Source organism: Campylobacter sp. IFREMER_LSEM_CL292 (assembly GCF_025771615.1).
GTDB lineage: Bacteria > Campylobacterota > Campylobacteria > Campylobacterales > Campylobacteraceae > Campylobacter_D > Campylobacter_D lari_D.
Window position 1 is genome coordinate 1 of record NZ_JAKMQP010000005.1, and the last position, 24,427, is coordinate 24,427.

The 24,427-nt window shown below is 29.2% G+C and carries 22 protein-coding genes; 18 read left to right on the forward strand and 4 right to left on the reverse strand.

What is annotated here, in order from left to right; genetic code table 11:
• Nucleotides 1-95 precede the first annotated feature (95 nt).
• The 3 genes from L8T82_RS04035 to L8T82_RS04045 are packed head-to-tail and all read left to right on the forward strand — an operon-like array spanning nt 96 to nt 4,566.
• Nucleotides 96-1,361 carry a nucleotide sugar dehydrogenase gene (locus L8T82_RS04035; protein WP_412175065.1) on the forward strand — a complete coding sequence of 422 codons (1,266 nt, stop codon included), beginning with the start codon at nt 96-98 and terminating at the stop codon, nt 1,359-1,361.
• Nucleotides 1,362-1,363: 2 nt separating this feature from the next.
• Nucleotides 1,364-3,391, forward strand: a complete 2,028-nt coding sequence (locus L8T82_RS04040; protein WP_263725929.1) for a capsular polysaccharide biosynthesis protein — start codon at nt 1,364-1,366, stop codon at nt 3,389-3,391.
• Nucleotides 3,388-4,566 carry a capsule biosynthesis protein gene (locus L8T82_RS04045; RefSeq protein WP_263689161.1) on the forward strand — a complete coding sequence of 393 codons (1,179 nt, stop codon included), beginning with the start codon at nt 3,388-3,390 and terminating at the stop codon, nt 4,564-4,566. The genes L8T82_RS04040 and L8T82_RS04045 overlap by 4 nt, the downstream gene beginning before the upstream one ends.
• On the opposite strand, the gene L8T82_RS04050 is transcribed toward L8T82_RS04045, so the two are convergent.
• Complete coding sequence (locus L8T82_RS04050; protein WP_263725930.1) at nt 4,563-6,071, reverse strand: SGNH/GDSL hydrolase family protein; 1,509 nt, start codon at nt 6,069-6,071, stop codon at nt 4,563-4,565. The two genes, L8T82_RS04045 and L8T82_RS04050, sit on opposite strands and share 4 nt — an antisense overlap.
• A gap of 164 nt (nt 6,072-6,235) precedes the next feature.
• Between L8T82_RS04050 and L8T82_RS04055 the strand changes: the two genes are divergently transcribed.
• Genes L8T82_RS04055 through L8T82_RS04065 form a run of 3 tightly spaced genes read left to right on the forward strand, consistent with a single transcriptional unit; the run spans nt 6,236 to nt 9,099 of the window.
• The gene (locus tag L8T82_RS04055) at nt 6,236-7,366 is read left to right on the forward strand and encodes a DUF829 domain-containing protein (protein WP_263725931.1); all 1,131 of its coding nucleotides are present in this window, start codon (nt 6,236-6,238) and stop codon (nt 7,364-7,366) included.
• A gap of 9 nt (nt 7,367-7,375) precedes the next feature.
• Nucleotides 7,376-8,749, forward strand: coding sequence for a cytochrome P450 (locus L8T82_RS04060; RefSeq protein ID WP_263725932.1), 1,374 nt, complete (start codon nt 7,376-7,378; stop codon nt 8,747-8,749).
• Nucleotides 8,746-9,099: a membrane protein gene (locus tag L8T82_RS04065; protein WP_039627957.1), complete on the forward strand. Its 354-nt coding sequence runs from the start codon at nt 8,746-8,748 to the stop codon at nt 9,097-9,099. The genes L8T82_RS04060 and L8T82_RS04065 overlap by 4 nt, the downstream gene beginning before the upstream one ends.
• Here L8T82_RS04065 and nusA read toward each other — a convergent pair.
• On the reverse strand, nt 9,096-10,187 hold the full coding sequence (gene nusA, locus L8T82_RS04070) for a transcription termination factor NusA (protein ID WP_220566265.1): 1,092 nt from the start codon (nt 10,185-10,187) through the stop codon (nt 9,096-9,098). The genes L8T82_RS04065 and nusA overlap by 4 nt on opposite strands.
• A gap of 123 nt (nt 10,188-10,310) precedes the next feature.
• On the opposite strand from nusA, the gene L8T82_RS04075 reads away from it, so the two are divergent.
• Genes L8T82_RS04075 through L8T82_RS04100 form a run of 6 tightly spaced genes read left to right on the forward strand, consistent with a single transcriptional unit; the run spans nt 10,311 to nt 14,500 of the window.
• The gene (locus L8T82_RS04075; RefSeq protein ID WP_070255886.1) at nt 10,311-10,553 is read left to right on the forward strand and encodes an HP0268 family nuclease; all 243 of its coding nucleotides are present in this window, start codon (nt 10,311-10,313) and stop codon (nt 10,551-10,553) included.
• Nucleotides 10,550-11,848, forward strand: a complete 1,299-nt coding sequence (gene miaB / locus L8T82_RS04080) for a tRNA (N6-isopentenyl adenosine(37)-C2)-methylthiotransferase MiaB (RefSeq protein WP_220566266.1) — start codon at nt 10,550-10,552, stop codon at nt 11,846-11,848. The genes L8T82_RS04075 and miaB overlap by 4 nt, the downstream gene beginning before the upstream one ends.
• Nucleotides 11,832-12,455, forward strand: a complete 624-nt coding sequence (locus L8T82_RS04085) for a lysophospholipid acyltransferase family protein (protein ID WP_039617569.1) — start codon at nt 11,832-11,834, stop codon at nt 12,453-12,455. Before miaB ends, L8T82_RS04085 begins: the two co-directional genes overlap by 17 nt.
• 5 nt (nt 12,456-12,460) lie before the next feature.
• Nucleotides 12,461-13,426, forward strand: coding sequence for a hypothetical protein (locus tag L8T82_RS04090; RefSeq protein ID WP_133319440.1), 966 nt, complete (start codon nt 12,461-12,463; stop codon nt 13,424-13,426).
• Nucleotides 13,423-13,977, forward strand: a complete 555-nt coding sequence (locus tag L8T82_RS04095) for a hypothetical protein (RefSeq protein WP_220566268.1) — start codon at nt 13,423-13,425, stop codon at nt 13,975-13,977. Before L8T82_RS04090 ends, L8T82_RS04095 begins: the two co-directional genes overlap by 4 nt.
• Nucleotides 13,961-14,500 carry a hypothetical protein gene (locus L8T82_RS04100; RefSeq protein ID WP_070255897.1) on the forward strand — a complete coding sequence of 180 codons (540 nt, stop codon included), beginning with the start codon at nt 13,961-13,963 and terminating at the stop codon, nt 14,498-14,500. Before L8T82_RS04095 ends, L8T82_RS04100 begins: the two co-directional genes overlap by 17 nt.
• Here L8T82_RS04100 and L8T82_RS04105 read toward each other — a convergent pair.
• Nucleotides 14,487-15,284 carry a membrane lipoprotein lipid attachment site-containing protein gene (locus L8T82_RS04105; protein WP_263725933.1) on the reverse strand — a complete coding sequence of 266 codons (798 nt, stop codon included), beginning with the start codon at nt 15,282-15,284 and terminating at the stop codon, nt 14,487-14,489. The genes L8T82_RS04100 and L8T82_RS04105 overlap by 14 nt on opposite strands.
• A 72-nt stretch (nt 15,285-15,356) precedes the next feature.
• On the opposite strand from L8T82_RS04105, the gene lgt reads away from it, so the two are divergent.
• The 6 genes from lgt (at nt 15,357) to L8T82_RS04135 (ending at nt 23,732) form a co-directional block, all read left to right on the forward strand.
• Nucleotides 15,357-16,172 carry a prolipoprotein diacylglyceryl transferase gene (gene lgt, locus L8T82_RS04110; RefSeq protein ID WP_220566270.1) on the forward strand — a complete coding sequence of 272 codons (816 nt, stop codon included), beginning with the start codon at nt 15,357-15,359 and terminating at the stop codon, nt 16,170-16,172.
• Between the two features lie 77 nt (nt 16,173-16,249).
• The gene (locus L8T82_RS04115) at nt 16,250-17,029 is read left to right on the forward strand and encodes a fumarate reductase cytochrome b subunit (RefSeq protein WP_070255907.1); all 780 of its coding nucleotides are present in this window, start codon (nt 16,250-16,252) and stop codon (nt 17,027-17,029) included.
• Nucleotides 17,013-19,004, forward strand: a complete 1,992-nt coding sequence (locus L8T82_RS04120) for a fumarate reductase flavoprotein subunit (RefSeq protein WP_220566271.1) — start codon at nt 17,013-17,015, stop codon at nt 19,002-19,004. The genes L8T82_RS04115 and L8T82_RS04120 overlap by 17 nt, the downstream gene beginning before the upstream one ends.
• Nucleotides 18,997-19,722: a fumarate reductase iron-sulfur subunit gene (locus L8T82_RS04125; protein ID WP_012661078.1), complete on the forward strand. Its 726-nt coding sequence runs from the start codon at nt 18,997-18,999 to the stop codon at nt 19,720-19,722. Before L8T82_RS04120 ends, L8T82_RS04125 begins: the two co-directional genes overlap by 8 nt.
• Nucleotides 19,700-21,925: a dynamin family protein gene (locus L8T82_RS04130; protein WP_263725934.1), complete on the forward strand. Its 2,226-nt coding sequence runs from the start codon at nt 19,700-19,702 to the stop codon at nt 21,923-21,925. The genes L8T82_RS04125 and L8T82_RS04130 overlap by 23 nt, the downstream gene beginning before the upstream one ends.
• The gene (locus L8T82_RS04135) at nt 21,915-23,732 is read left to right on the forward strand and encodes a dynamin family protein (protein ID WP_263725935.1); all 1,818 of its coding nucleotides are present in this window, start codon (nt 21,915-21,917) and stop codon (nt 23,730-23,732) included. The genes L8T82_RS04130 and L8T82_RS04135 overlap by 11 nt, the downstream gene beginning before the upstream one ends.
• Here the strand turns inward: L8T82_RS04135 and L8T82_RS04140 are convergent.
• On the reverse strand, nt 23,722-24,306 hold the full coding sequence (locus L8T82_RS04140; RefSeq protein WP_133319433.1) for an NAD(P)H-dependent oxidoreductase: 585 nt from the start codon (nt 24,304-24,306) through the stop codon (nt 23,722-23,724). The genes L8T82_RS04135 and L8T82_RS04140 overlap by 11 nt on opposite strands.
• Between the last annotated feature and the right edge of the window lie 121 nt (nt 24,307-24,427).

The following is a 24,427-nucleotide window of genomic DNA, read 5'->3' on the forward strand; positions in this document are numbered from 1 at the left end:
AAAAGTAAATGAAAATGTATAGTTAATTTATATTATAAAAATTAATTTTTAAGTGATTATAGTATTTTATTATGTGAAATTAAGGAGTGAAAGTGATTGAAAAATTAAATATAGCTATTATTGGTTTAGGTTATGTAGGATTGCCTTTAGCTGTTGAATTTTCAAAAAAGTATAATGTTATTGGTTTTGATATCTCGCAAGAAAGAGTTGTTGAGTTGCAGAATGGATTTGACAAAACAAAAGAAGTCTTGCAAGAAGAAATTTTAAGTAATAAAAAAAATATAGCATTTACTTATTCTATAAGTGATATAAGTAAAGCTAATCTTTATATTATTACAGTTCCAACTCCAATAGATTCTTCCAATAATCCAGATTTGACACCTATAAAAAGTGCTACCAAAGCCATAGCATCTTTATTGAAAAAAAATGATATAGTTATATATGAAAGCACTGTTTATCCTGGATGTACTGAAGAAATATGTGTTCCTATTCTAGAAGAAATAAGTGGTCTGGTTTACAATAAAGATTTTTATTGCGGGTATTCTCCTGAAAGAATTAATCCAGGAGATAAAACTAGAAAACTTACAGATATAAAAAAAATAACAAGCGGATCTAATGAGAATATTGCAGAAGTTGTTGATAATTTATACTCAAGCGTTATTAGTGCTGGTACATATAAAGCTTCAAGTATTAAAGTTGCTGAAGCTGCTAAAATCATAGAGAATGCACAAAGAGATGTAAATATAGCTTTTATGAACGAGATTTCGTGCATTTTTCAAAGAATAGGTATTGATACACTTGAGGTCATTGAGGCTGCGAGTACAAAATGGAATTTTTTAAAATTTACACCTGGCTTAGTTGGTGGACATTGCATAGGAGTTGATCCATATTATCTGATCCATAAATCCGAATCACATAACTATTCTCCAAGATTATTATTATCATCTCGTGAAGTAAATAATAATATGAGTAAAGAGATTGTAACTAATCTAGTGAAAAAAATGATTCAAAATGACATGTTTATTTCTAAAAGCTCAATTGCTGTTTTTGGTATAACATTTAAGGAAAATTGTACTGATATTAGAAACTCTAAGGTTATTGACATTATTAAGGAAATGAAAGAGTATACAAGTTATATAGATATATATGATCCATATGCAAATAGTTATGAAGTTTCTCGTGAATATGGATTAGAATTATCAAATTTATCTGATTTTTCTTTGAAAAATTATCAAGTTATTATCATAGCTGTAGCTCACGATATTTTTATGGATATTTCTTTTTGTGATAATAAAAATACAATAATATATGATTTAAAAGGAATATTAAAAAGTAAAAATAGAAATATATTAAGACCTTAAAATTGAAATTTTATACTGTATCTAAAAGATTAAAAGAAAATGTAAAAAATTTTTACAAGATTACTTTATATTATTTTTATAAAAATATCACAAAAGAAGATGTTTTTGTAGGTTGGGGTAGAAAAAAATCCGGTTTAAAAGCTATAGAACTAGCTAAAAAGTACAATGTAAAATTTTTACTTTTAGAAGATGGCTTTTTGCGCTCATTAAATTTAGGTGTAGAAAATAGTCCAAGTTTTTCTATCGTCAAAGATGAAGTAGGAATTTATTACGATGCTACCGCATCATCTAAACTTGAAAATATTTTAAATACTTACGAATTTAGTTCTGAAGAATTAGAGCAAGCAAAAAAAGCCATAGAACTCATAAAAAAAGAAAAACTTAGTAAGTATAATAATAATCTTTGCATACCAAAAGATCTTTTTAACGATAATGAAGAACGCGTTCTAATCATCACTCAAGTAGCAAATGATGCTTCATTAAAATTTGGTTTAGCTGGTAGTTTTTCAACTCAAGATATCATAAATGAAGCTATCAAAGAAAATCCAAATGCTAAAATATACATTAAAATTCATCCTGATGTATTAAGTGGTAAAAAGCAAAGTGATTTTGTTGTGCAAGATTTACCAAGCAAATGTGTAGTTATAAAAGAAAATTATAATCCTATAGAGTTATTAAGTCATTTTAAAAAAGTTTATACGAAAACTTCTGGTATGGGATTTGAAGCTTTGATATTAGGATGCGAATGTGTGTGTTATGGCATGCCTTTTTATGCAGGTTGGGGTTTAACTCAAGATAAGCAAGCGTGTAAAAGAAGGTTTAAAAAAAGAACCATGGAAGAGGTTTTTTATGCTACTTATATTTTATATAGTGAGTATTTTAATCCTTACTTAAATCAAAAAAGTGATATTTTTAATACTATTTATACTTTAGCAAAGTATAAAAAGATAGAACAAGCTAATTCTAATACTTTGTATTTTTTGGGTTTTACTTTGTGGAAGCGTTGGTTTATGAAACCCTTTTTCAAAGCTAAAAACAATAAAATCATTTTTTTAAACTCACTAGCTGCACTTTATAAAGCGAATTTAAAACCTGAAGATAAAATTTTCATCTGGGGTAAAAAGTATGATAAAACTTTATTGGCTAAAGATTTTAATAATGAGATTTTCTTGGTGGAAGATGGCTTTTTGCGCTCTGTTTTTTTAGGTTCAGATCTTACACGCCCTTTTTCTTTGATAATAGATAGCAAAGGTTTGTATGTTGATCCAAACAAGCCAAGTGATTTAGAAGATATTTTACAAAATCATGAATTTGATGAGAGTTTAAAACAAAGAGCTAAAAAACTCATCACCATCATCACACAAAATAAATTTTCAAAGTATAATGGCTTAAAACATGAAAAGCTAAATTTTAATACCGATAAAAAAATCATCTTAATCCCTGCTCAAGTAGAAGATGATGCTTCTATGATTTTAGGTGGGGCTGGTTATGATACTTTAAAACTTTTACAAAGTGTAAGAAAGGCCAATGAAAACGCCTTTATAGTTTTTAAACCTCACCCTGATGTATTAAGTGGTAACCGTAAGGGTTTAAAAGATAAAAGCATTATTTTAAAATATTGTGATGAGATTATAGAAAATATCAGCATAGATAGTGCTATAAATGCTTGTGATGAAGTGCATACTATAACCTCTACAAGTGGTTTTGACGCTCTTTTGCGTGGCAAAAAAGTAGTGGTGTATGGCAAGCCTTTTTATGCAGGTTGGGGTTTGACAAGCGATTTACATGAAATTCCAAGACGCACAAGAATGCTTAGTTTAGAAGAGTTAGTTGCGGGGGTTTTGATCCTTTATCCAAGATACATCCATCCAAAAAATAAAAATTTATGTGAAGTTGAGCTTGCATTAGATATAATGTTAAAAATGCAAAAAGATTATTTTTCTAAATTTTATTTGCGTTGGTTTATGGATATAAGAATTTATATATTAAGAAAAATAAGAAGATTAGTAGAATTTATTTTGATTAGATGAATTTAAGTAAGAAATTAAAAAAATTTTCTGGTAAAAATGTTTTATTACTCCAAGGACCTGTGGGAGGTTTTTTTCGTAAAATTGCTACAAAAATTCCAAAAGCTAAGGTTTATAAAGTAAATTTTAATGGTGGAGATTTTTTCTTTTATCCTTTTAAAAGCATTAACTATACTAAAAGCTTAGCCGAGCTTGAAGACTTTTATAAAAAGCTTTTTGAAGAAAAACAAATTCAAGTTATCATTATGTATAATGATTGTAGAAAAGTGCATGAGATAGCCATTAATGTTGCTAAGCAAATGGGTATTGAAGTATGGATTTTTGAAGAAGGTTATATAAGACCAAACTTCATTACTTTTGAAAAGGATGGAGTAAATGCAAACTCCACTTTACCAAGAGAAAAAGAATTTTATCTAAGTCAGAAAAAATTTGATAAAGATTTTAAATTTAAAACTTTCTCAAGCACTTTTAAAAATATGGCCTTTTCTTCATTTTTATACTGGCTTTTTGCTTTTTTATTTTCTTGGTATTTTAATAATTCTTTACATCATAGAAGTTTAAAACTATTTGACTTTTTACCTTGGCTTTGTTCAGTATATAGAAAAAATAAATACAAAATTACAGAAAAAAGTTTAAATGAAAAAATTCTTTCTCTAAAACAAAAGTATTTTTTAGCTATTTTACAAGTGCATAATGATACTCAACTCTCCCATCATTATAAAAAAACTACAGAAAAATTTATAGAAGAGGTGATTATCTCTTTTGCTAATCATGCCAAAGCAAAGTCATACCTAGTTTTTAAACACCATCCTATGGATCGTGGCTATAGGGACTATACTAAACTTATAGAAGATTTGAGCTTAAAATACAATGTCGAGGGTAGAATTTTATATGTACATGACTTACACTTACCTACGCTCTTAATCAATGCAAGGGGTACTATAGTGATAAATAGCACAGTAGGACTTTCTGCTTTATATCATAATAGTCCTTTAAAAGTTATGGGAAAAGCCTTTTATGATATTGAAGGTTTGACTTATCAAAAAAGCTTGCATATTTTTTGGAAAGAATGCAGAGCGTATAAACCTGATGCGGTTTTACATGCTAAATTTAGAAATTATGTGATATATAAAACCCAAGTCAATGGAAATTTTTTCAAAAATACTAGTTTAGATTAAAATTTCTTTTTATAGTTTTTTGCAATCTTTTTTAGCTTAAAAGGCAAGCTTAAATAGCCTATTTTAAAAGGGGTTCTTGAGGCTTGTAAAAGTGCATTACCTAAAAGATAAGGCAAGTGTGTTTTGGCTATTTGAGCGTGTTTGTAGTCTGCATAGGCTTTTAGTGGTGGTAGATTTTTTTGATCTTTTTGATTTTTAAAATGATCTTTTTTGACTTTTCTTAGTTCAAAGGGTATTTTAAAATACCCTAGATAACTTTTGCTATTTTTCATGATAGCTTCTCCAAGCTTATAGCTTAATCTTTCTTTTATCCTTAAGCTAGCTCCATAAAATTTATTGTTTTGGTGGATAAACATCTCATATTCATTTTTTAAGCCTTTATGATTTAAAAAACGCAAAAGATTATGATTTTGACTTTGTAAAAATGTTTGCATATCAAGTTTTTTTAGTTCATGGTATTCTAGCACTAATTCTTTATAAAATGCTATAGGTGGTATCAAAAGCTCATAAGCATTTATAAGTTGAATTTTACATTCAATTTTTTTATCATCATCTTTTTCTAAAAGTAAAATTCCTACTAAATCCACATAATCAAGCCTTGGTGTTTTTTCATTTGCTATGCTTAAGCCCGAACTTTCCTCACTTTGCTTGATAATTTGTGTATTAACATACAAAAAGGTTTGCTCATCACAAATTGCTTTTTCATTTTGTATATCTTGAAAAGTATTGATAAGTCCAAAATTTTTTACTAATTTAAAAGATGAGTTTTCAATGCTTATAGATGATATAGCATGGGTTAATGAACTGGCGTGATTCCAAGTGTGTATGCCTAAGATTTGATAGTTTTTTAACTCTTTTGGGAAAATAATTTTTTCATTAGCTTTGATATTTATAGTTTTTTCACAAAAAAATGAGTTTTTATGCTCTATTTTAGTTGAATTTGAGGGCGTAAAGATATGAAATTTTCTTTTTGAGCAAATGATATCTTCTTTGGATTTTTTAAAGTTATGTAAATTTTTAACGATGTTTTTTCCAAGCTCTTGCATAGCTAGTGGCATAGGGTGGAATTTATAGTTTTGATCAAAATCATAAAGATTATTTTTTTGGTAGTAAAGATCTACATCGATTAGATTAAAACCATAATGAGTACAATTTTTCCTATGAGCTTCATTGATAGCTTTTGATTTATCATTACAAGCTGGTATGGGGAGTATAAGCACTATAGTAATTTTGTTTGCTTTGTAAAGTTCTTCGTAAAAATAATCAATATTTCTAAGTATAATATTTAAGCTCATAGGGCTTAAATAATCATTGATATTTGATTCACTGATAAGAAAATCACTTTTATTTATAGTATTTTCATGGCGTATTAACTCATAAAGATTTTGTAAAGAAGTACTAAGCCCTAAAGCGTAATTATGTAATGTAATGTCTTTATTTTCAAGACCTATCCTAAGACCATTTTTAACTACACTATTGCTACCACCTAGTAAGATTACATCCATAAATTCTTTCTTTATTTTTTTAATTTTTATTTATTTTATAAAATATTTTTTAATGAATAATTTCAGAGTAAAAACCCCTCATTTTATCTTTAAATAGGTATTTGACAAAGATAACAACTTTAGCTATATTTTTAAATTCAGTATTAAATTTACTTAGGATGTTGATGGAAAAAATATGCCAAAAAAGAGATGTTTTTTATATAGCTGGTTATGATCCTAGAGGATATAGGCATTATTATGCTATGTTTAAAAAAAATTTAACCGAGCAGAATACACTTTTAAATTATGATTATACTTTATCAAAAGCTCAAGTTAATATTTATCCTTTTTGGCAAATTCAAACTCCATACACAAACACTACTTATACCTTTTTAAGCTGGAATGATATAGTCAAAAAAAACTGGTCAGAGGGTATAAAAGATGCTTTGAGTGATTGTTATAGTTTTTTTAGAATTTATACTATTACAGGGCTTTTTTTAAAATTTGGTAAAGAATCCCCGCATCAACTTATCACAGGTTATTATCCATTTTTTTATGTGCTTTTGAGTTTGATTTTTACTTTATTTTGTGCTTTTGGAAGTTTATTTTATTTGCAAAATTTTCATATTATTTTAGGAATTTTAGCTTTTGTTTTATCGTTAGTGTTTTTACCAAAAATGCTTTATAAATTAGGCAAGAAATTAGCTGTTTTTTGGATAGCTAGAATTTGTTCTTTTTGTGCAAACTGGGAGAAAAATTCTCAAGGTGAACTTGAGTTAAGAATGGATGATTTTGCTAGAGTTATTTTTGAAAAACTAAAAGAAAATGCAAATGATAAAAACTATGAGCTCATCTTAAGCGCACATAGCGTAGGAACGGTGCTTTGCATAAATGTTTTAGCAAAAGTGCTTAGAAAATGTGAAAAAGAAAATATTTCTTTTGAAAATTTAAAGGTTTTAACTTTAGGCGAGTGTATACCTTTGGTAAGCTATCAAAAAAGATCTTTTGAGTTTAGAAAAGACTTAGAGTACTTAGGAAGTAAGAATTTAATATGGTATGATTTTACCTCTATTATCGATGGGGCTTGTTTTGCACAAGTTGATTTTATACGCACAAGCGGAGTGAAAACACAATTTAGTCCAAAATACCTTTCGACTAAATTTCATACCTTATATAAAAACAAAGATTATAAAAAAATCAAAAAAGACAAATATAAAGCACATTTTTTATATTTATTTGCCACACAAATTCAAGGAGTATATAACTTTTTTGAATTTATTATAGGTAAAAATAAATTAGAAGAAAAAATCAAGTAGGAGGAAAACATGGGTCAGTGTCCTTTTCATCCAAAGCCTTATAAAAATAAAGCTTCTACATTAACTACTTTTTTACTAAAAAGAAGATCTTGGCTTGATGGACTTTATGAGCGAAGCTATAAAATGATGATGGGTAGAGTAAAAATGCCCGGATTTGATCTATATGTAGTAAATGATCCAAAAGAAGTTAGACGCATTATGGTAGATGAGGTTAGAAAATATCCAAAAAGCCAACTTTTACATGAGCTTTTAGAACCACTTTTGGGTATAAGTATTTTTACAACTAATGATAGAGTATGGGAAAAGCAAAGAGAACTTTTAAGACCTTCTTTTGAAATGACAAGGATTTCTAAGGTTTTTAATTTGATGAGTGAAGCAGCTTCTGATATGATGGCAAGATTTGCAAGGTATGAAGATAAAGCGATTATAGAAGTAGATGAAGCTATGACTTTTGTGACTGCAGATGTGATTTTTAGAACTATTATGTCATCAAAACTTGATGAGCAAAAAGGTAAACTTGTTTTGGATGCTTTTGTAACTGTGCAAGAAGAAACAGTTAAAACAGCTATGCGAAGAATGTTTCGTTTCCCAACTTGGCTTTCAAATCTTTTAGGTGAGAAAAAAAGACTTAAAGCAGGTGGAGTTATACGCAAGGTTTTATCAGATATTATAAAGCCAAGATATGATAATGCTCTAAATGATCAAGGAAAATATGAAGATATTTTATCATCATTGCTTATGGTGGTAGATGCAGATACTAATGAGAGATTTTCTTTTAATGAAATTTTAGACCAAGTTGCCATGCTTTTCTTAGCAGGCCATGAAACCACTGCAAGTTCACTAACTTGGACACTATATATTTTAAGTATTTCTCCAAATGAGCAACAAAAAGCTTATGAAGAAATCATGCAAGTTGCAGGTGATGAAGAGTTTAAAATAGAATATATTAGAGCAATGAAATATCTTACAAATGTGTTTAAAGAAAGTTTAAGACTTTATCCACCAGTTGGCTTTTTTGCTAGAGAAGCAAGAAATGATAACAAAATGAGAGATAAGCTTATTAAAAAAGGTTCAGGTGTAGTGGTAGCTCCATGGCTTATTCATAGACATGATAGTTTTTGGGAAAATCCACATGAGTTTGATCCAAGTCGCCATGAAGATAAAAGCAAGATTAAAAAAGACACTTATATGCCTTTTGGTATGGGAGAGCGTGTGTGTATAGGGCAGGGTTTTGCTATGCAAGAGGCTGTTTTGATTTTAGCTAATATTTTAAGGACTTATAAGTTAGAATTAGAAGAAAATTTTGTACCTGATATAGTAGGAAGACTTACTATAAGATCGGCAAATGGTATGAATATAAGATTTATAAAAAGGCAAAAATGAAAGAAAAATTAGCAGGAACTATACTACTTTGCGCTATCGTTCCTTTAGCGGTGATTAGTTATCTTTTTATTGTTATAGTGGGTACTTTTGGTAATCCTGCTAGGGTTAGACAAGGTGTGAGAGCGCTTGATCATTTTGTCAATGCTACTTTGTTTAATGGTTATGCTTGGGAGTCTTTATCGTCTCATGCTTGGAGAGAGCGTGATAAAAGATGGGCTAAAATAGTTATTAAAATCACAGATTTTTTTGATAAAAATCACTGCCAAAAGGCAAATAAAAGAGAGCAACCTATAGTGGATTTAGTTTTAGAAAGAAAGCTTACCGAGCAAACTGTCGGTAAGCAGCTTTAGTTTTCTCCAAATAAAGCTTTAAGGTTTTTAAACGCTTCTTCTTGGTTATTAGTTTTATCTTCATTATTTACTTCATTAAGCTCTATCTCATATCCAAGAAGCATACTAGCTAAGCGTATATTAATACCACTTTTTCCTATGGCTTTGCTTTTTTGCTCGCTATTTAGCGTTACAATAGCTTTTTTATCTTCAATGCTAACTGAGTTTATAATGGCTGGAGCTAAGCTTCTTGTGATTAAAATTGCCATTTCATTAGAATACTCAATGCAGTCAATATTTTCATTTTTTAATTCTTTGCTTACAGCATTGATTCTAACTCCTTTTATACCCACAGTTGCTCCTACTGCATCAACACTCGGGCTATTAGCTTGCAAGATGATTTTTGCTCTCTCGCCTGGAATTCTTGCACTTGCATAAATATTTATAAGACCATCTTTGATTTCAGGAACTTCAGCTTTTAATAAAGCTTCTAAAAATTTAGGGCTAGTTCTACTAAGCTCCATTCTCATACCCGATTTATCAATATATACATGTCTAATAACAGCTTTAATCACATCGCCTACTTTAAATTTTTCACCTTTGATACGATTTTTTCTAGGCAAATATGCACGAAACTCATCAATTTCTACATAGGTATTTTCTTCACTATCTACTCTTACTACGCTACCAAAAACCATATGTCCTACCATTTTTTGGTATTTTTCATAGATTTTTTCTTCTAAGAGTTTTTGAATGTTATATTCTAATTCTTTATGTAAGATATTTACAGCAGTACGGCCTAAATTTTCCAAAGAACATTCATAAGTTAGCTCATCGCCAATTTCTACATCTTTAGCTTCAGCCCTTGCTTTACTTAAAGCGATAAAATGCTCATTTTTATTTTCTAATCTTTCATCATTATCAGCTACTACGATGATTTTTTGATAAAGTTGCAAATTTTTACCTGAATCAACAAAAAATTCATATTTATCGCCATAAATTTTCTTAGCAGTATTAATAAGTGCTTTTTTAACTCTTTCTCTTACATCTTCTATTTGTAAATTTTTCTCATTAGCAATGGATTCAATTATATCTGTGATTTTTTCCATAATGACAATACAACCTTAATTTTGGATTTTAAAAGTTTGAAGAATAAAATTATATCTTTAATAAGTTTAATTAAAAGTAAAATTTGCTATAATTTCAGATTAAAAAAACTTGAGGATGATGATATGGACTTAAAAATAGCAAGAACCTCTGTTGATGAAAAGCCAAAAAGTATAAGTTTAGAAAGTATTGAAAAGGCTGTGGATAAAGAAGGTCAAAAATTTTTCTATTTTGATAAAGATAATGCCCATAAGCAATTGATCGCTTTAGTAGAGCATTTTGAAAAAAAGGGAAAATGTGTTTATCATAGAACAATCAAATATGGTTTAGATGATGCAGATTTTATGTATGAGGTACATATTCTTTGAGTAAAAAACTTTTTATACAAACTTTAGGTTGTGCTATGAATGTGCGTGATTCAGAGCATATGATAGCTGAACTTAAAGAAAAAGAAAATTATGAATTAACTCAAGATGCAAAAGAAGCAGATTTGATTTTAATCAATACTTGCTCGGTGCGTGAAAAGCCTGTACATAAGCTTTTTTCAGAAGTTGGAAGTTTTGAAAAAATCAAAAAAAATGGAGCTAAAATAGGAGTTTGTGGTTGCACTGCTTCACATTTGGGAGATGAGATTTTTAAGCGTGCTCCTAGTGTGGATTTTGTTTTGGGTGCTAGAAATGTTTCCAAAATCACAAAGGCCGTAAATACTCCAAAATTTTTAGGTAATGATATAGATTTTGATGAGAGTAATTATGCTTTTGCAGATTTTAGAAATAGCCTTTATAAGACCTATATTAATATCTCCATAGGTTGTGATAAGCATTGTACTTATTGTATAGTGCCTCACACAAGAGGAGATGAGATTTCTATACCTTTTGAGATTATTAAAAATGAAGCATTGAAAGCTGTTTCTAAGGGTGCTAAAGAGATTTTTTTACTAGGACAAAATGTTAACAATTATGGCAAAAGATTTTCTAATGCTCATGAAAAGATTAATTTTTCAGATCTTTTGGAAAAGCTAAGCGAAATTGAAGGTTTGGAGCGTATCCGCTTTACAAGCCCACATCCATTGCATATGGATGATAGATTTTTAGAGGTTTTTTCTAAAAATCCTAAAGTTTGTAAGTCTATGCATATGCCTTTGCAAAGTGGTTCAAGTGAAATTTTAAAGGCTATGAAACGCGGTTATACTAAAGAGTGGTATTTAGATAGAGCATTGAAACTTCGTTCTATGTGTAAAGATGTGAGTATTTCTACTGATGTGATTGTGGCTTTTCCAGGTGAGAGTGATAAAGACTTTGAAGATACCATGGATGTACTTGAAAAAGTGCGATTTGAGCAAATGTTTTCTTTTAAATACTCTAAAAGACCGCTAACTAAAGCTGCAACTATGCCAAATCAAATTCCTGATGATATAGCTTCAAAACGCTTGAGTGTTTTGCAAGCAAGACATACAGAAATTTTAGATGAAATTGTTGTAAAACAAAAAGATAAAGAATTTGAAGTTTTATTTGAAGAATTAAGAAGTGAAGGTTTTGTAGCAGGTAGAAGTGATAATAATTTTTTGATTCAAGTTAAAGGCAGTGAAGAGTTATTAGGACAAATGAAAAAAGTAAAAATCACCAATCCTAGACGTATGGTGTTAAATGGCGAAATCCTTTAAGATTAATCTTTTAGCTTTTGGAATTTTTTTATTACAATGGCTAATTTTTTTAACTTGTAGAAAGGTTTATTTAGGGCAAAAGCTTCCAAAAAGATCATGTGTGATACTTTTTTGGCATGGGCGTCTTGCTCTAATGCCTTTTGCTTATCGTAAAATGGGTATTAAAGGAAAAAAAGCTTATGTGATGATTTCACACCATAAAGATGGGGAGATCATTGCTAGAAATATTGCTTTTTTTGGTTTGGATACTTTAAGAGGTAGCACAAGCAAAGGTGCTTTGGCTTTATTGAAACAATCTTTTAAAATTTTAGATCAAGGCGATGATGTGATTATCACTCCAGATGGGCCAAGAGGACCTTATCATAGTGTTTCAGATGGTTCTGTGATGATAGCTTTAAAAAAAAATGCTCCACTTTTTTTGCTAAATTATGAAGCAAGTTCTTTTTGGGAATTTAAAAGTTGGGATAAAATGATTTTACCTAAGCCTTTTTCTAAGATTACTTATAGATTAAGTGAAGAAATCAAAATACAAAATTTGAATTTAGAAGAAGCTAAAGTATTGATAAAAGAAAAATTTGATATGATAAGTCAAATAGATAAAGGATAAACACCATGTTATCTTTTTTTAGAAAGTATATTTTACAGCTTTTAATTTGTATTTGTTATGATGAAAAACAATACATTATAAGATGTCATACTTGGAAAAAATCTCAACCAGTTGATACTTTTGAAAAAAGTTTTGAAGATAAAGAAAAAGCAATAGAATATGTTAAAAATTTAAGTAAAGACTTTCAAATTTATTATATTTGTACTTTTTTTACACCTATTGCTCAAGGTGTAGTGCCAAGTTCAAATTTCAAAGAGCTTTCTAATTTTGGAGTAGAAGCAAATAATGTTAAATGTATTCCTTTTAATAATGCTTTGTTGTATGTTTCCAATCAATCTTTGAGTTCTTACAAAGAAGATTATGAAGCTTTTGGTGGTTTAGATTTGCTTTACTCACCTTTTTCTTTGCTTTATCATTGTATAGCAAATAGAGGTTTTGAAGAAAAAATAGGCCTTTATGTGTATAGATATCATGATTTTGTTGCGATGTTAATTTGTAAAAATGAGATTATATTATTTGGAAGTTATTTTAATATAGCTAGTCAAAATTATGACGAAGTTGATTTTTTTGATGATATTAAGGAAGAATTTGATTTGCAAATTGATGATGAAAGCCAAGAGGAAGAAAATGAGCAAAATTATGATTTAAAAAGTTTAGAAGAGATGAGTAAAGAACTTGATAAGCTTGAAGATTTAGATGAGAATGAAGAACAGCTTCCTATGGAATCTTTAGAAAATTTTAGTTCAGATATGAAAATGATAGAATACATCATTTCAAGTGTAAAAGAATTTTATCATAATCCTTTGTATGATAATAGTTTTTTAGAAGAAATTGTAATTTTTGATGAGGAAAGTTTTAGTGCAACCTCGCTAGATTATTTAGAAAATGAGCTTTTTATAAAGCCAAAAGTAGAGCTTATAGATACTTTAAATTTGATGAATGAGCTTGTAGTTAAGGATTTGAAGCTATGAGATATAGTTTAATAAAGCCTAAGATAAAACCAGTTTTTAATCTTTTTACTAGAATTTGGATTTATTTTACTAGTATTAGTGTGTCTTTGATTTTTGTGGTGTTTATTGTTGTTGTTTTTAAAAGCTACTATGCATCTGTGCAACTTGATGATAAGAAAAAAGAATTAGCTCAAATCATAGCTCAAATTAATTCCAATAAACTTAAATATCAAGAATTAGTAAGACAAAATAATAAAGCAGAAATGATTTTAGGGGATTTAGAACAAGAACGAGAGAATGGTAAAAATAAAGTTTTATTAAAAAGTATTCAAAACCTTTTTACTTTAGTGCCTAAAAATATATCTTTAGATGAGGTTTTAATGGAAGATAGGTCGCTTATTTTAAGAGGTATTACACCTACTAAAGAAATGTTTGCTTTGTTGTTAGAAGCCCCATTAAGAAGTATTTTTTCAAATTCTCAAACAAGCTATTATCAATTAGAAAATGGGTGGTATCGCTTTGTTAGTGTAAATATTACTATACCAGAGGAAATGTATGAACAAAAAAGATAAGAGCTTAGAAGAAGCTGATATACTAAAGATATTGATTTATTCTTTTTCATTTGTTGCACTTTGTGCAATATTGATTTTATTCTTAATTGTACCTTTTTTGAAGGATTATAAAATCGAACATTCCAGATTAGCTGCTCAACAAATTCAAAACACCAAAGCATTAAATGAATTACAAGCTTTGGAAAAGGTTATTAGAGATTTTCAAAGTACAAACGCGCAAAATTTAGCTCAAATCAATGCGGAATTTTCTCAAAAAGAATTAATGGATTTTATGAAAAATTATTTTGATGATGTCAAAATAAATCTTATTCCTATTAAAAAAAGACAAGAATATTTAAAATATCAATTTGGAGTTAGCGTAAAGATGAAAAATCCACAAGCTTTTTATTCTTTTTTAAATGATTTACAAAGATATAAAAATTTAATAGAAATAAGTACGCCTGTTGAATTTAAATCAGAAGAAAAACACATTGACCTTAAATTTAGAATCAAAGTGTTTCATGCTTTAGCTATTCAAAAATAATTACTTCATTATTTTGATAAGGAGAGATTTTTTCTTCCTTTCTACTATCTTGTTTTATATCTTGAGCTTCTAAATTTTCTTGTGCTTTTGATTCTTCCTTGATTTCTTTTATATTGGTTTTTAAACTAGAAGTGATTTCTTTGTAAAAAGCAATAAAAACTTTATCAATTTCCAAAGCACTAGCTGCAAGACTTTCATTTACTTGGGTTGGGACAGCACTATAAACTTGTCTAAAACTTTCTATACTTGCTTGACCTTTTATAGGATAGTTTAAAATAATAGGATCGTTTAATTTTGCAGAGCTTGTTGTGCTTTGGAAGGTATCTTCTTGATGCAAATTATTTAAATGACTTTGAGCTTCTAAAATAATCATAAAAGAAGATTCTACACTATCGCCTCCAAGACTTGAATTTCTTGTAACTTTATCCTCATATAAGTTAGCACTGATGGTAATATTAAAAACATAATCAGGATTTTCATTATCTATAGTATATCCTTTACTTTCTAATAGTGCTTTACTATCTTTAAATAGCTGTTTTTTTAGTAATTCTAGGCTTTTATTGATTCTTTGATTTAGGGTAGATTGTTCAAAATAAGAACTATAAAAAGTATTTTTAATATTTTCTATTTCATTGATTTTAACTTTTGGGCTATTTTCTTTTGTATTGTTATGTTCTTCAAAAGAACTTTTAAAACTTGGCATAGAAATATAATAAGTTTTTTGATTACCAGTGCAAGCACTTAAAAATAAAATTATGCTAAAAAATAATAATATTTTTTTCATTTTCTCTCCTTGTTATTTTTATAATTATACAATTTTTTGCTATATTATGTGTTTTATTATAAAGGCTTTTTTATGGAATTTTGGCAAAATATTTATGCAAATTTTGATGTAGTGGCTTTTGAAATTTTTGGTTTAAAAGTGCATTGGTATGGTATTATGTATGTATTAGCCTTACTTGTTGCTTTAATGGTTGCAAAATACTATGCTATTAAAGACAATATGGGAATTTCAAAAGCTATGCTTGATAGTTATTTTATATGGGTTGAAATTGGTGTAATTTTAGGTGCAAGATTGGGTTATATTTTAATTTATGATGCAAATACTTTATGGTATCTTACGCATCCTTGGCAAATTTTTAATCCTTTTTATAATGGAGAATTTGTAGGAATTAGAGGTATGAGTTACCATGGTGCTGTTATAGGATTTTTAATAGCAACTTATGCTTTTTGTAAAAAAAATAAACAAAATTTATGGAAATATTTAGATTTGGTTGCTATTAGTGTGCCATGTGGTTATATTTTTGGGCGTATTGGAAATTTTTTAAATCAAGAGCTATTTGGTAGAGCTACGGATGTACCTTGGGGTATTTATGTAGATGGGGTATTGCGTCATCCTTCGCAACTTTATGAAGCATTTTTAGAAGGTTTTATAGTTTTTATCATTTTATTATTGATAAAAAAATATAAAAAATACAATGGAGAGCTTATTGCTTATTATACAATTTTTTATGCTTTAGCGCGTTTTGTTTGTGAGTTTTATAGAGAGCCTGACTTTGGTATAGGCTTTGTTGTTTTTGGTATGAGTATGGGTCAAATTTTAAGTATTATAATGTTTTTATTAGGACTAATTTTATCTTTTTATTTAAGAAATATTAAAAAAAATTTATAAATTTTTATTTTTTTTAAGAATAAAAGTTCTATAATTGCTCCGATATTATAAATTATCAACTTTTTAAAGGAGTAAATATGAGCCAACTCATTGAAGGTTTTTTAGGCAAGAGTGTTGATGGCAAAAAAAGCAAAATGCCAGCAAAACTTGACTATATTCAAAGTGCAACAGGCTTGATTTTAGGCTTGTTTATGTGGGCACATATGTTTTTCGTTTCTACCATTTTGGTTAGTGATGATTTTTTTGATTCAGTAGTTCACTTTTTGGAACTAAAATTTATCATTGATAGCCCTATGATGAGCTACATCACTTCTTTTTTAGCCGCCTGTGTTTTAGTGATTTTCTTTGTGCATGCAGGTCTTGCAATGAGAAAATTTCCTATCAATTTTAGACAATATCAACTTTGTAGAACACACTTAAAATATATGAATCATGGTGATTCTTCTTTATGGTGGGTTCAAGCTGCAACTGGTTTTGTAATGTTTTTCCTAGGTTCAGCGCATTTGATTTTTGTTATAACTAATGCAGATAAAATCAGTGCTGATATGTCAGGCGATAGAGTGGTAAGTCATTTTATGTGGTTATTTTATATTGCCTTATTAATCTGTGTTGAGTTGCATGGAAGTATTGGTTTATATAGATTATGTGTAAAATGGGGTTGGTTTGAAGGTAAAGATGCAAAAGAAAGTCGTAAAAAACTTAAAAAAGCAAAATGGTTTATTAGTATTTTCTTCTTAGTTTTAGGTGTATTAAGCTTAGCTGCTTTTGCAAAAATAGGTCTTAATAATTACCAAAACAACTCTGTAGCGCAAATAGTAAAAACTTATGATGGAGCTAAATATGAACATACAATATAGTGATGCTTTAGTTATTGGTGGTGGTCTTGCAGGTTTAAGAGCTGCTATTGAAGTTGCAAAAAGTGGTCAGAGTGTAACTTTATTAAGTATTTGTCCGGTTAAAAGATCTCACTCAGCTGCTGTACAAGGTGGTATGCAAGCAAGTTTAGGAAATAGTGTAAAAGGCGAAGGTGATAATGAAGATGTGCATTTTGCTGACACAGTAAAAGGATCTGACTGGGGCTGTGATCAAGAAGTAGCTAGAATGTTTGCACAAACTGCTCCAAAAGCGGTTCGTGAGCTTGCTGCTTGGGGTGTGCCTTGGACTAGAGTTACAAAAGGACCTAGAACTGTTGTTATAAACGCTCAAAAAACTACTATCGAAGAAAAAGAAGAAGCACATGGTCTTATAAATGCAAGAGACTTTGGTGGTACTAAAAAATGGAGAACTTGTTATATAGCTGATGCAACAGGGCATTGTATGTTATATGGTGTGGCAAATGAAGCGATTAAACATCAAGTTAAAATCATTGATAGAATGGAAGCAGTAAGATTAATTCATGATGGTAAAAAATGTTTAGGAGCTATTGCTAGAGATTTAACTAATGGAGAATTAATTGCTTATGTTGCTAGAGGAACTATGATTGCAACAGGTGGTTATGGTAGAATTTATAAACAAACTACAAATGCTGTTATTTGTGAAGGTACGGGAGCTGCTATTGCACTTGAAACTGGACTTTGCAGACTTTCAAATATGGAAGCAGTGCAATTTCATCCAACTCCAATCGTGCCAAGCGGTATCTTACTAACTGAAGGTTGTAGAGGTGATGGTGGTATCTTAAGAGATGTTGATGGTTACCGCTTTATGCCTGATTATGAGCCTGAGAAAAAAGAACTTGCAAGTAGGGATGTTGTAAGTCGTAGAATGATGGAACATATTAGAAAAGGAAAAGGGGTAAAAAGTCCTTATGGAGATCATTTATGGCTTGATATTTCTATCCTTGGTCGTGCTCATGTTGAAAAAAATCTTCGCGATGTTCAAGATATTTGTAAAACATTTAATGGTATTGATCCTGCTGATGAGGGTCCAAAAGGCTGGGCGCCAGTTTTACCTATGCAACATTACTCAATGGGTGGTATTAGAACAAAACCAACCGGTGAAAGTCAATGGCTAAATGGTCTTTTTGCATGTGGTGAAGCAGCTTGTTGGGACATGCACGGATTTAACCGCTTGGGTGGAAATTCATGTTCAGAAACTGTTGTTGCAGGTATGATCGTAGGGGATTATTTTGCACAATATTGTAAAGAAAATGGTTCAGAAATTGATACAAACATTGTTAAATCTTTCCTTTCTAAAGAGTATGATTACTTAAAATCTCTTGTAAGTAAAGAAGGAAAGCATGATGTCTTTGAAATCAAAAACAGAATGAAAGACATTATGTGGGAAAAAGTAGCTATCTTTAGAACAGGTCAAGGTCTTGAAGAAGCGGTTAAAGAGCTTGAAGAGTTATATCATAAATCACTTGATCTAAAAGTGCATGATAAAGAATTAAAATGTGCAAATCCAGAGCTTGAAGAAGCTTATAGAGTTCCAAGAATGCTAAAAATTGCTTTATGTGTTGCTTATGGTGCACTTTTAAGAACAGAAAGCCGTGGGGCTCATTATAGAGAAGATTATCCAAAAAGAGATGACTTAAATTGGATGAAAAGAACAAATACTTACTGGGTAGAAGGTGAAAGTATGCCTAGAGTTGAGTATGAAGATCTTGACATTATGAAAATGGAAATCCCACCTGCATTTAGAGGTTATGGTGCTAAAGGAAATATCATTGAAAACCCATTAAGTGAAAAACGCCAAGCTGAAGTTGATGCGATCCGTGAAAAAATGGAAGCAGAAGGCAAAGGTAGATATGAAATTCAACATGCTTTAATGCCTTATGAATTACAAGCTAAATTTAAAGCGCCAAATCAAAGAATAGGAGTTGATTATGAGTAGAAAATTAACAATAAGAGCATTTAAATATAATCCATTAAGTAAAATTTCTAAGCCTCATTTTGTTACTTATGAGCTTGAAGAAACTCCATTTATGACGATTTTTGTGTGCTTAACTCAAATCAGAGAAAAAATGGATGCGGATTTGAGTTTTGACTTTGTATGTAGAGCAGGGATTTGTGGAAGCTGTGCTATGATGATCAATGGTAAGCCAAAACTTGCTTGTAAAACATTGACAAAAGACTATCCAGATGGCGTTATAGAGCTTATGCCTTTGCCTGCATTTAGACATATTAAAGATTTGAGTGTTAATACAGGTGAGTGGTTTGATGGTATGTGTAAGCGCGTTGAAAGCTGGGTGCATAATGAAAAAGAAACAGATATTTCTAAACTTGAAGAGCGTATTGAGCCAGAAGTTGCTGATGAGACTTTTGAACTTGATCGTTGTATAGAGTGTGGAATTTGTGTTGCTTCTTGTGCGACTAAGTTGATGAGACCTGACTTTATCGCAGCTACTGGGCTTTTAAGAACAGCTAGATATTTACAAGATCCACATGATCACAGAACTATAGAGGATTTTTATGAATTAGTGGGTGATGATGATGGTGTGTTTGGATGTATGTCTTTACTTGCATGTGAAGATAATTGTCCAAAAGAACTACCTTTACAAAGTAAAATTGCTTATATGAGAAGACAGCTTGTCGCTCAAAGAAACAAATAATCCTAGCCCCCAAGAAAAGGGGGCACTTAAAACCTTACTAAAACAAATTTGGCAAAATCATAGTGTTTATCTTGACACAAATACACTTTTTGATGAAAGTTTAATTGATGCTCAAAAAGCAGCAATTCTTTTAAGTACTAATCTTGATAATTATGAAAGATTTAGCGCTTTAAATGAATTTAAAAATTTGATGAAAAGTTTAAATTTACGCTTAGATCTTTATGGTATACAGTATGCACAGGTTTGTTTTATTAATGCTTTAAATTTGGGAATTTTAGACAAAAACGAGCTTTTAAAAGCTTTGGAAAAACTTCAAAAAATCACCAATAATACTTTAATATATGCTTTTGTATCTAGGCAAAAAGTTATTCAAAAAGATTACAAGCAAGAAGTTAAAAACTCACATCAAACACTAGATCTCATTAATCAAAACTTACAAGAGCTTTGCGAGGATGAAAAAGCTCAAAAACTCTTACAAGAAGCTTTAGTTAAATTTAGTAATATTGATTTTTCTATCGCGGTAACGGGTGTGGTAAATGCAGGTAAATCAAGCATGCTAAATGCGCTTTTAAAAAAAGATTTTTTAGGTGTATCTAATGTGCCTGAAACTGCAAATTTGAGTGTTTTAAAATACGGCAAAGATCAAAAAGCTAAGATATATTTTTGGAGTGATGAAGAATGGCAAGATATTTTAAAAAGCTCTAAAGATAATCAAGACATGCAAGAACTTATAAAACAATTAGAACAAAATTTTAATCTAAATGAGTATATTGAAAAAGAAAATAAAAATATAGAAATAAAAATTGAAGAATTAAAAAATTACACTAGTGCAAAAAACAAAATCTCAGCACTTATTAAAAAAATAGAGCTTTTTGCACCGCTTGATTTTTTAAAAGATAATGTTTGTATAGTTGATACTCCAGGACTTGATGATGTGATTATCCAAAGAGAGCTTTTAACAAAAGATTATATAAGTAAGGCTGATTTTTTAATCCACCTTATGAATGCTTCTCAAAGTCTTAGTCAAAAAGATTGTGATTTTATTATAGAATGTTTGATAACTTCAAGGGTAAGTAAGCTTTTGATTGTGCTTACTAAGGCTGACTTGCTTAGTCAAAAAGACTTGCAAGAAGTAATTAACTATACTAAAAATAAACTCAAAGAAAATTTAGCACAAAAGCAGCTTAGCCAAGAATTATTAGATAATTTAGATTTTGTGTGTATTTCTTCAAAATTAGCTAATGATTTTTATCAAAAAAAAGGTGGGAATTTAGAACAAAGTAATATTTTAACACTAGAAGAACTTATAGCTAAAAGCTTATATGATAAAAACAAAATCGCTCTAAGTGCTTATAAAAAAGAATTATTATTGCATTTAGAAAAAATAGAAGAAAAAATTAAATTTTCTAATAAAATGCTAAATTATGAAAACTTTGAGCTTGATAAGCAAAATCAAGCTATTGTTAATGATTTTAAAGCAAAAAAAGAAAAATTAATGCAAGTAAAAGCAGAACTAAGTGCTATTTTTAACACAAAAGATGAAAATACTCAAGAAATTTTAACACTTTTGCATTTACTAGCTAAGAAATTAAAAGAAAAACTTATAGATGAGCTAAAATATAATCAAAATAATAAAATCAAAAACAACACTCAAAGACTAAATATTATCATTGATACGACTTTAAAAGATGGAATTTTTGATCTTTTAAGAGAGCTAAAACAGCAAAGTGAGTATAAAATTAATGAGCTTAAAAACACTCTAAGTGTGAAATATGATTTTTTAAAAGCTATTTTAGAGCAAAATTGTGATGATTTTAAAAGTAAGGTTGAAACAAAAATAGAAAGCATTTTTACCAATGATCTTTTTATGGCATTAAAAGCAGGACTTTTAAAAAATTTAGAATCCACGCAAGATATTTATAAACTAGAAAGCTCTTTAGAAAATCAAATTTTAGAAAAATTACAAACATTTAATATAGAAAAAATCGCACTAGATTTAAAAAATAATCAAGAATTTTTTACTAATTTAGAGCTTAGTTTGAATTTATATGAAAAAGAGCAAGAAGAGCAAATCAAAGACTTAAAAGACTTGATTTTGCAAATAGAACAAAACGAGCAAAACTCCAAAGAGTTTTTAGAAAAAAACAATACAAAATTACAAAGTTTAAAGACTTTAAAAACGGAGCTTTTAAATGCAAAATGATTTGATTAATGATTTTTTAAAAGCTTATGAAAATGCTTATTGTAAAAGCTTTGATGATAGTTTTGAAGGAAAAATCTTAGCAATCAAAAATGCATTTTTAGAACCAAGCTTGCATTTAAATGATGTGTTTTTAAAAGATCTTGAAATGATTATAGCTAGCTATAAAAGAGCCATTAATGTGGCTATTATAGGGCAATTTTCCAGCGGTAAATCCACGCTTTTAAATTTGATTTTACAAAAAGAATGCCTGCCAACAGGCGTGGTGCCAGTGACTTTTAAGCCTACTTTTTTACGCTATGCTAAGGAGTATTTTTTAAGAGTTGAATATGAAGATGGCAGTGATGAGATTGTTGATATAGACGAACTTTCTAAATTTAGCGATCAAAGAAATGAGCTAAAAGAAACTAAAAGTTTGCACCTTTTTGCACCTATTGAGCTTTTAAAAGATATCACACTTATAGATACCCCAGGTTTAAATGCAAACACCACCGATACGCTAACTACTTTTAAAGAGCTTTCTTTTATGCATAGTGCTATTTGGCTTAGTTTGATTGATAATGCAGGTAAAAAAAGTGAAGAAGATGCTATAAAGGCAAATGCTAAGCTTTTAGAGCGTGGTGGAATTTGCGTGCTTAATCAAAAAGACAAGTTAAGTCAAGATGAGCTAGAAAATGTTTTAAATTATGCACATTTAGTTTTTGATAAGTATTTTGAAAAAATCATCGCAATTTCATGCAAAGAAGCAAAATTTGATTTGCAAAAGTCAAATTTACCTTTGCTTTATGAGTATTTAAAAGAACTTGATTATGAGTGCATTAAAAAAGATTTTATTAAAGAAAAACTTAGTAATTTATGCGAGCTTTTGTTAAATCAATATGATTTGTTTCAAAATGCGCTAGAGCAATTAGAGCTTAAATTTAATACTATTTTGCAAACTTTCAAAACAAGCAAGCTAGAGCAAAAAATCAAAATTCTAAATCATAATTGTTTGGATAAATTAAAACTTGTTGGAGAAAAAATTGCTCAAGAAATTTTAAAATTTATCAAAGAAAAAGATAGTAGTTATTATAAAGAAGCTAAGGGTTTATTTAAGAAAAATCTTTATGAAAAAGTTGCTTATAAAGCGCCATATCTTTCAAGTGATGATGTGTTTTTGGCTATGTTTTATAACTCTGAAGCAATGAATAAGGAATTTAAAAGATTAAAAAATGAAATCGCTTTAGAATTTAGTCAAATTAAAGATGATTTTTCCTTATTTTTTACTCATTTAGAAGAGCAAATTTTGCTTTTTAAGGCTCAATTTTCAAATTTACAAAAAGAAAATGCCTTAGAAAGTGAAAAAGAATTTGCTAGTTTTAGAAGCTTTGCTAGTGCTAGTGAAGAACTTTTTTTAAAAGATTTTAAACAATTATTGTTTAAAAGCCAACTTGAACTTGATCTATTTTTAGAAAAGCTTAATCTAAAGGCTTTGGCAAATTATGAAAGTGCTACTAAACTTACTTTGGGATTTTTTAGTACTAAAATGAATGCAAGTAAAGAATTTTACGAGCTTGATAGCACTGAGTTTAGCTTGTATCATCCTAAAGCAAGTGAAGTGCACCAAAGAGTATTAACCGAGCTTAATGTATATGAATTTGAAGATTTGCTTTTAAATAAGCCTGTGGTTTTAAAAATTTATAAAAATTATATGCAAAGTTTTGTTGATTTTATTGAGACTAAAAGACAGATTATTTTGAATTTAAAAAGTGAATTTGAGGCTAAAAAATCAATGATTTCTAGCATCAAATCCCAAATTTCTAAGCTTTAAAAATTTTTTCTAAGTGCGCTTTATAATTTGTGAAATATTCTTGTACTTGAGGATTTTTGATTACATCATTGGCTATAAAAGTAGGCAAAGCACTCATTCCTAAAAACTCATGTGCTTTGTGAAAGTGTAAATACACTCCATCAACTCCGGCTCCATTAAAGAATTCATTCTCATCATCAAAAGCTTGCATTGGAGCATTCCAAGTTAGCGAAAGCATGTATTTTTTATTTTTTAAAAGCCCACCTGTGCCATAATTCTTAGTAGGTTCATTATGACTTCTACCATCGTTTTTATAAAATACTCCATGTCCTGCTGTGAAAACATCGTCAATGTATTTTTTCACTATCCAAGGCTCTCCCATCCACCAACCAGGCATTTGCCAAATCAAAACATCAGCATTTAGAATTTTTTCTACCTCATCGTTTGTGTTATAACCTTGATCTATGTGTGTTTGTTGGGTTTGTAAACCAAGCTCTTGTAAAGTCTTAAGTGCAAGCTCATGCAAGCTTGTGTTTAATCTTCCTTTGGAGTGTCCAAATTCTTTTGCACCATTTAATAATAATACTTTTTGCATATTTTTCCTTTTTATGTTTTTTAAAATTATAATTTAACTATAACTATATTTCAATGCCGAAGTTTATGTAAGATACTATATTATAAGAAAGTTTAAAACAAATATGTTACTTTTTATGATT

Bases quoted from the DNA above. Each gene is read 5' to 3' on its own strand.
- L8T82_RS04075 (WP_070255886.1), top strand. From the start codon at position 10,311: ATGGACTTAAAAATAGCAAGAACCTCTGTTGATGAAAAGCCAAAAAGT.
- L8T82_RS04140 (WP_133319433.1), bottom strand. From the start codon at position 24,306: ATGCAAAAAGTATTATTATTAAATGGTGCAAAAGAATTTGGACACTCC.
- L8T82_RS04085 (WP_039617569.1), top strand. From the start codon at position 11,832: ATGGCGAAATCCTTTAAGATTAATCTTTTAGCTTTTGGAATTTTTTTA.
- L8T82_RS04095 (WP_220566268.1), top strand. From the start codon at position 13,423: ATGAGATATAGTTTAATAAAGCCTAAGATAAAACCAGTTTTTAATCTT.
- L8T82_RS04055 (WP_263725931.1), top strand. From the start codon at position 6,236: ATGGAAAAAATATGCCAAAAAAGAGATGTTTTTTATATAGCTGGTTAT.
- L8T82_RS04060 (WP_263725932.1), top strand. From the start codon at position 7,376: ATGGGTCAGTGTCCTTTTCATCCAAAGCCTTATAAAAATAAAGCTTCT.
- L8T82_RS04050 (WP_263725930.1), bottom strand. From the start codon at position 6,071: ATGGATGTAATCTTACTAGGTGGTAGCAATAGTGTAGTTAAAAATGGT.
- L8T82_RS04090 (WP_133319440.1), top strand. From the start codon at position 12,461: ATGTTATCTTTTTTTAGAAAGTATATTTTACAGCTTTTAATTTGTATT.
- L8T82_RS04105 (WP_263725933.1), bottom strand. From the start codon at position 15,284: ATGAAAAAAATATTATTATTTTTTAGCATAATTTTATTTTTAAGTGCT.
- L8T82_RS04100 (WP_070255897.1), top strand. From the start codon at position 13,961: ATGAACAAAAAAGATAAGAGCTTAGAAGAAGCTGATATACTAAAGATA.
- lgt (WP_220566270.1), top strand. From the start codon at position 15,357: ATGGAATTTTGGCAAAATATTTATGCAAATTTTGATGTAGTGGCTTTT.
- L8T82_RS04065 (WP_039627957.1), top strand. From the start codon at position 8,746: ATGAAAGAAAAATTAGCAGGAACTATACTACTTTGCGCTATCGTTCCT.
- L8T82_RS04135 (WP_263725935.1), top strand. From the start codon at position 21,915: ATGCAAAATGATTTGATTAATGATTTTTTAAAAGCTTATGAAAATGCT.
- L8T82_RS04045 (WP_263689161.1), top strand. From the start codon at position 3,388: ATGAATTTAAGTAAGAAATTAAAAAAATTTTCTGGTAAAAATGTTTTA.
- L8T82_RS04125 (WP_012661078.1), top strand. From the start codon at position 18,997: ATGAGTAGAAAATTAACAATAAGAGCATTTAAATATAATCCATTAAGT.
- nusA (WP_220566265.1), bottom strand. From the start codon at position 10,187: ATGGAAAAAATCACAGATATAATTGAATCCATTGCTAATGAGAAAAAT.
- L8T82_RS04120 (WP_220566271.1), top strand. From the start codon at position 17,013: ATGAACATACAATATAGTGATGCTTTAGTTATTGGTGGTGGTCTTGCA.
- L8T82_RS04115 (WP_070255907.1), top strand. From the start codon at position 16,250: ATGAGCCAACTCATTGAAGGTTTTTTAGGCAAGAGTGTTGATGGCAAA.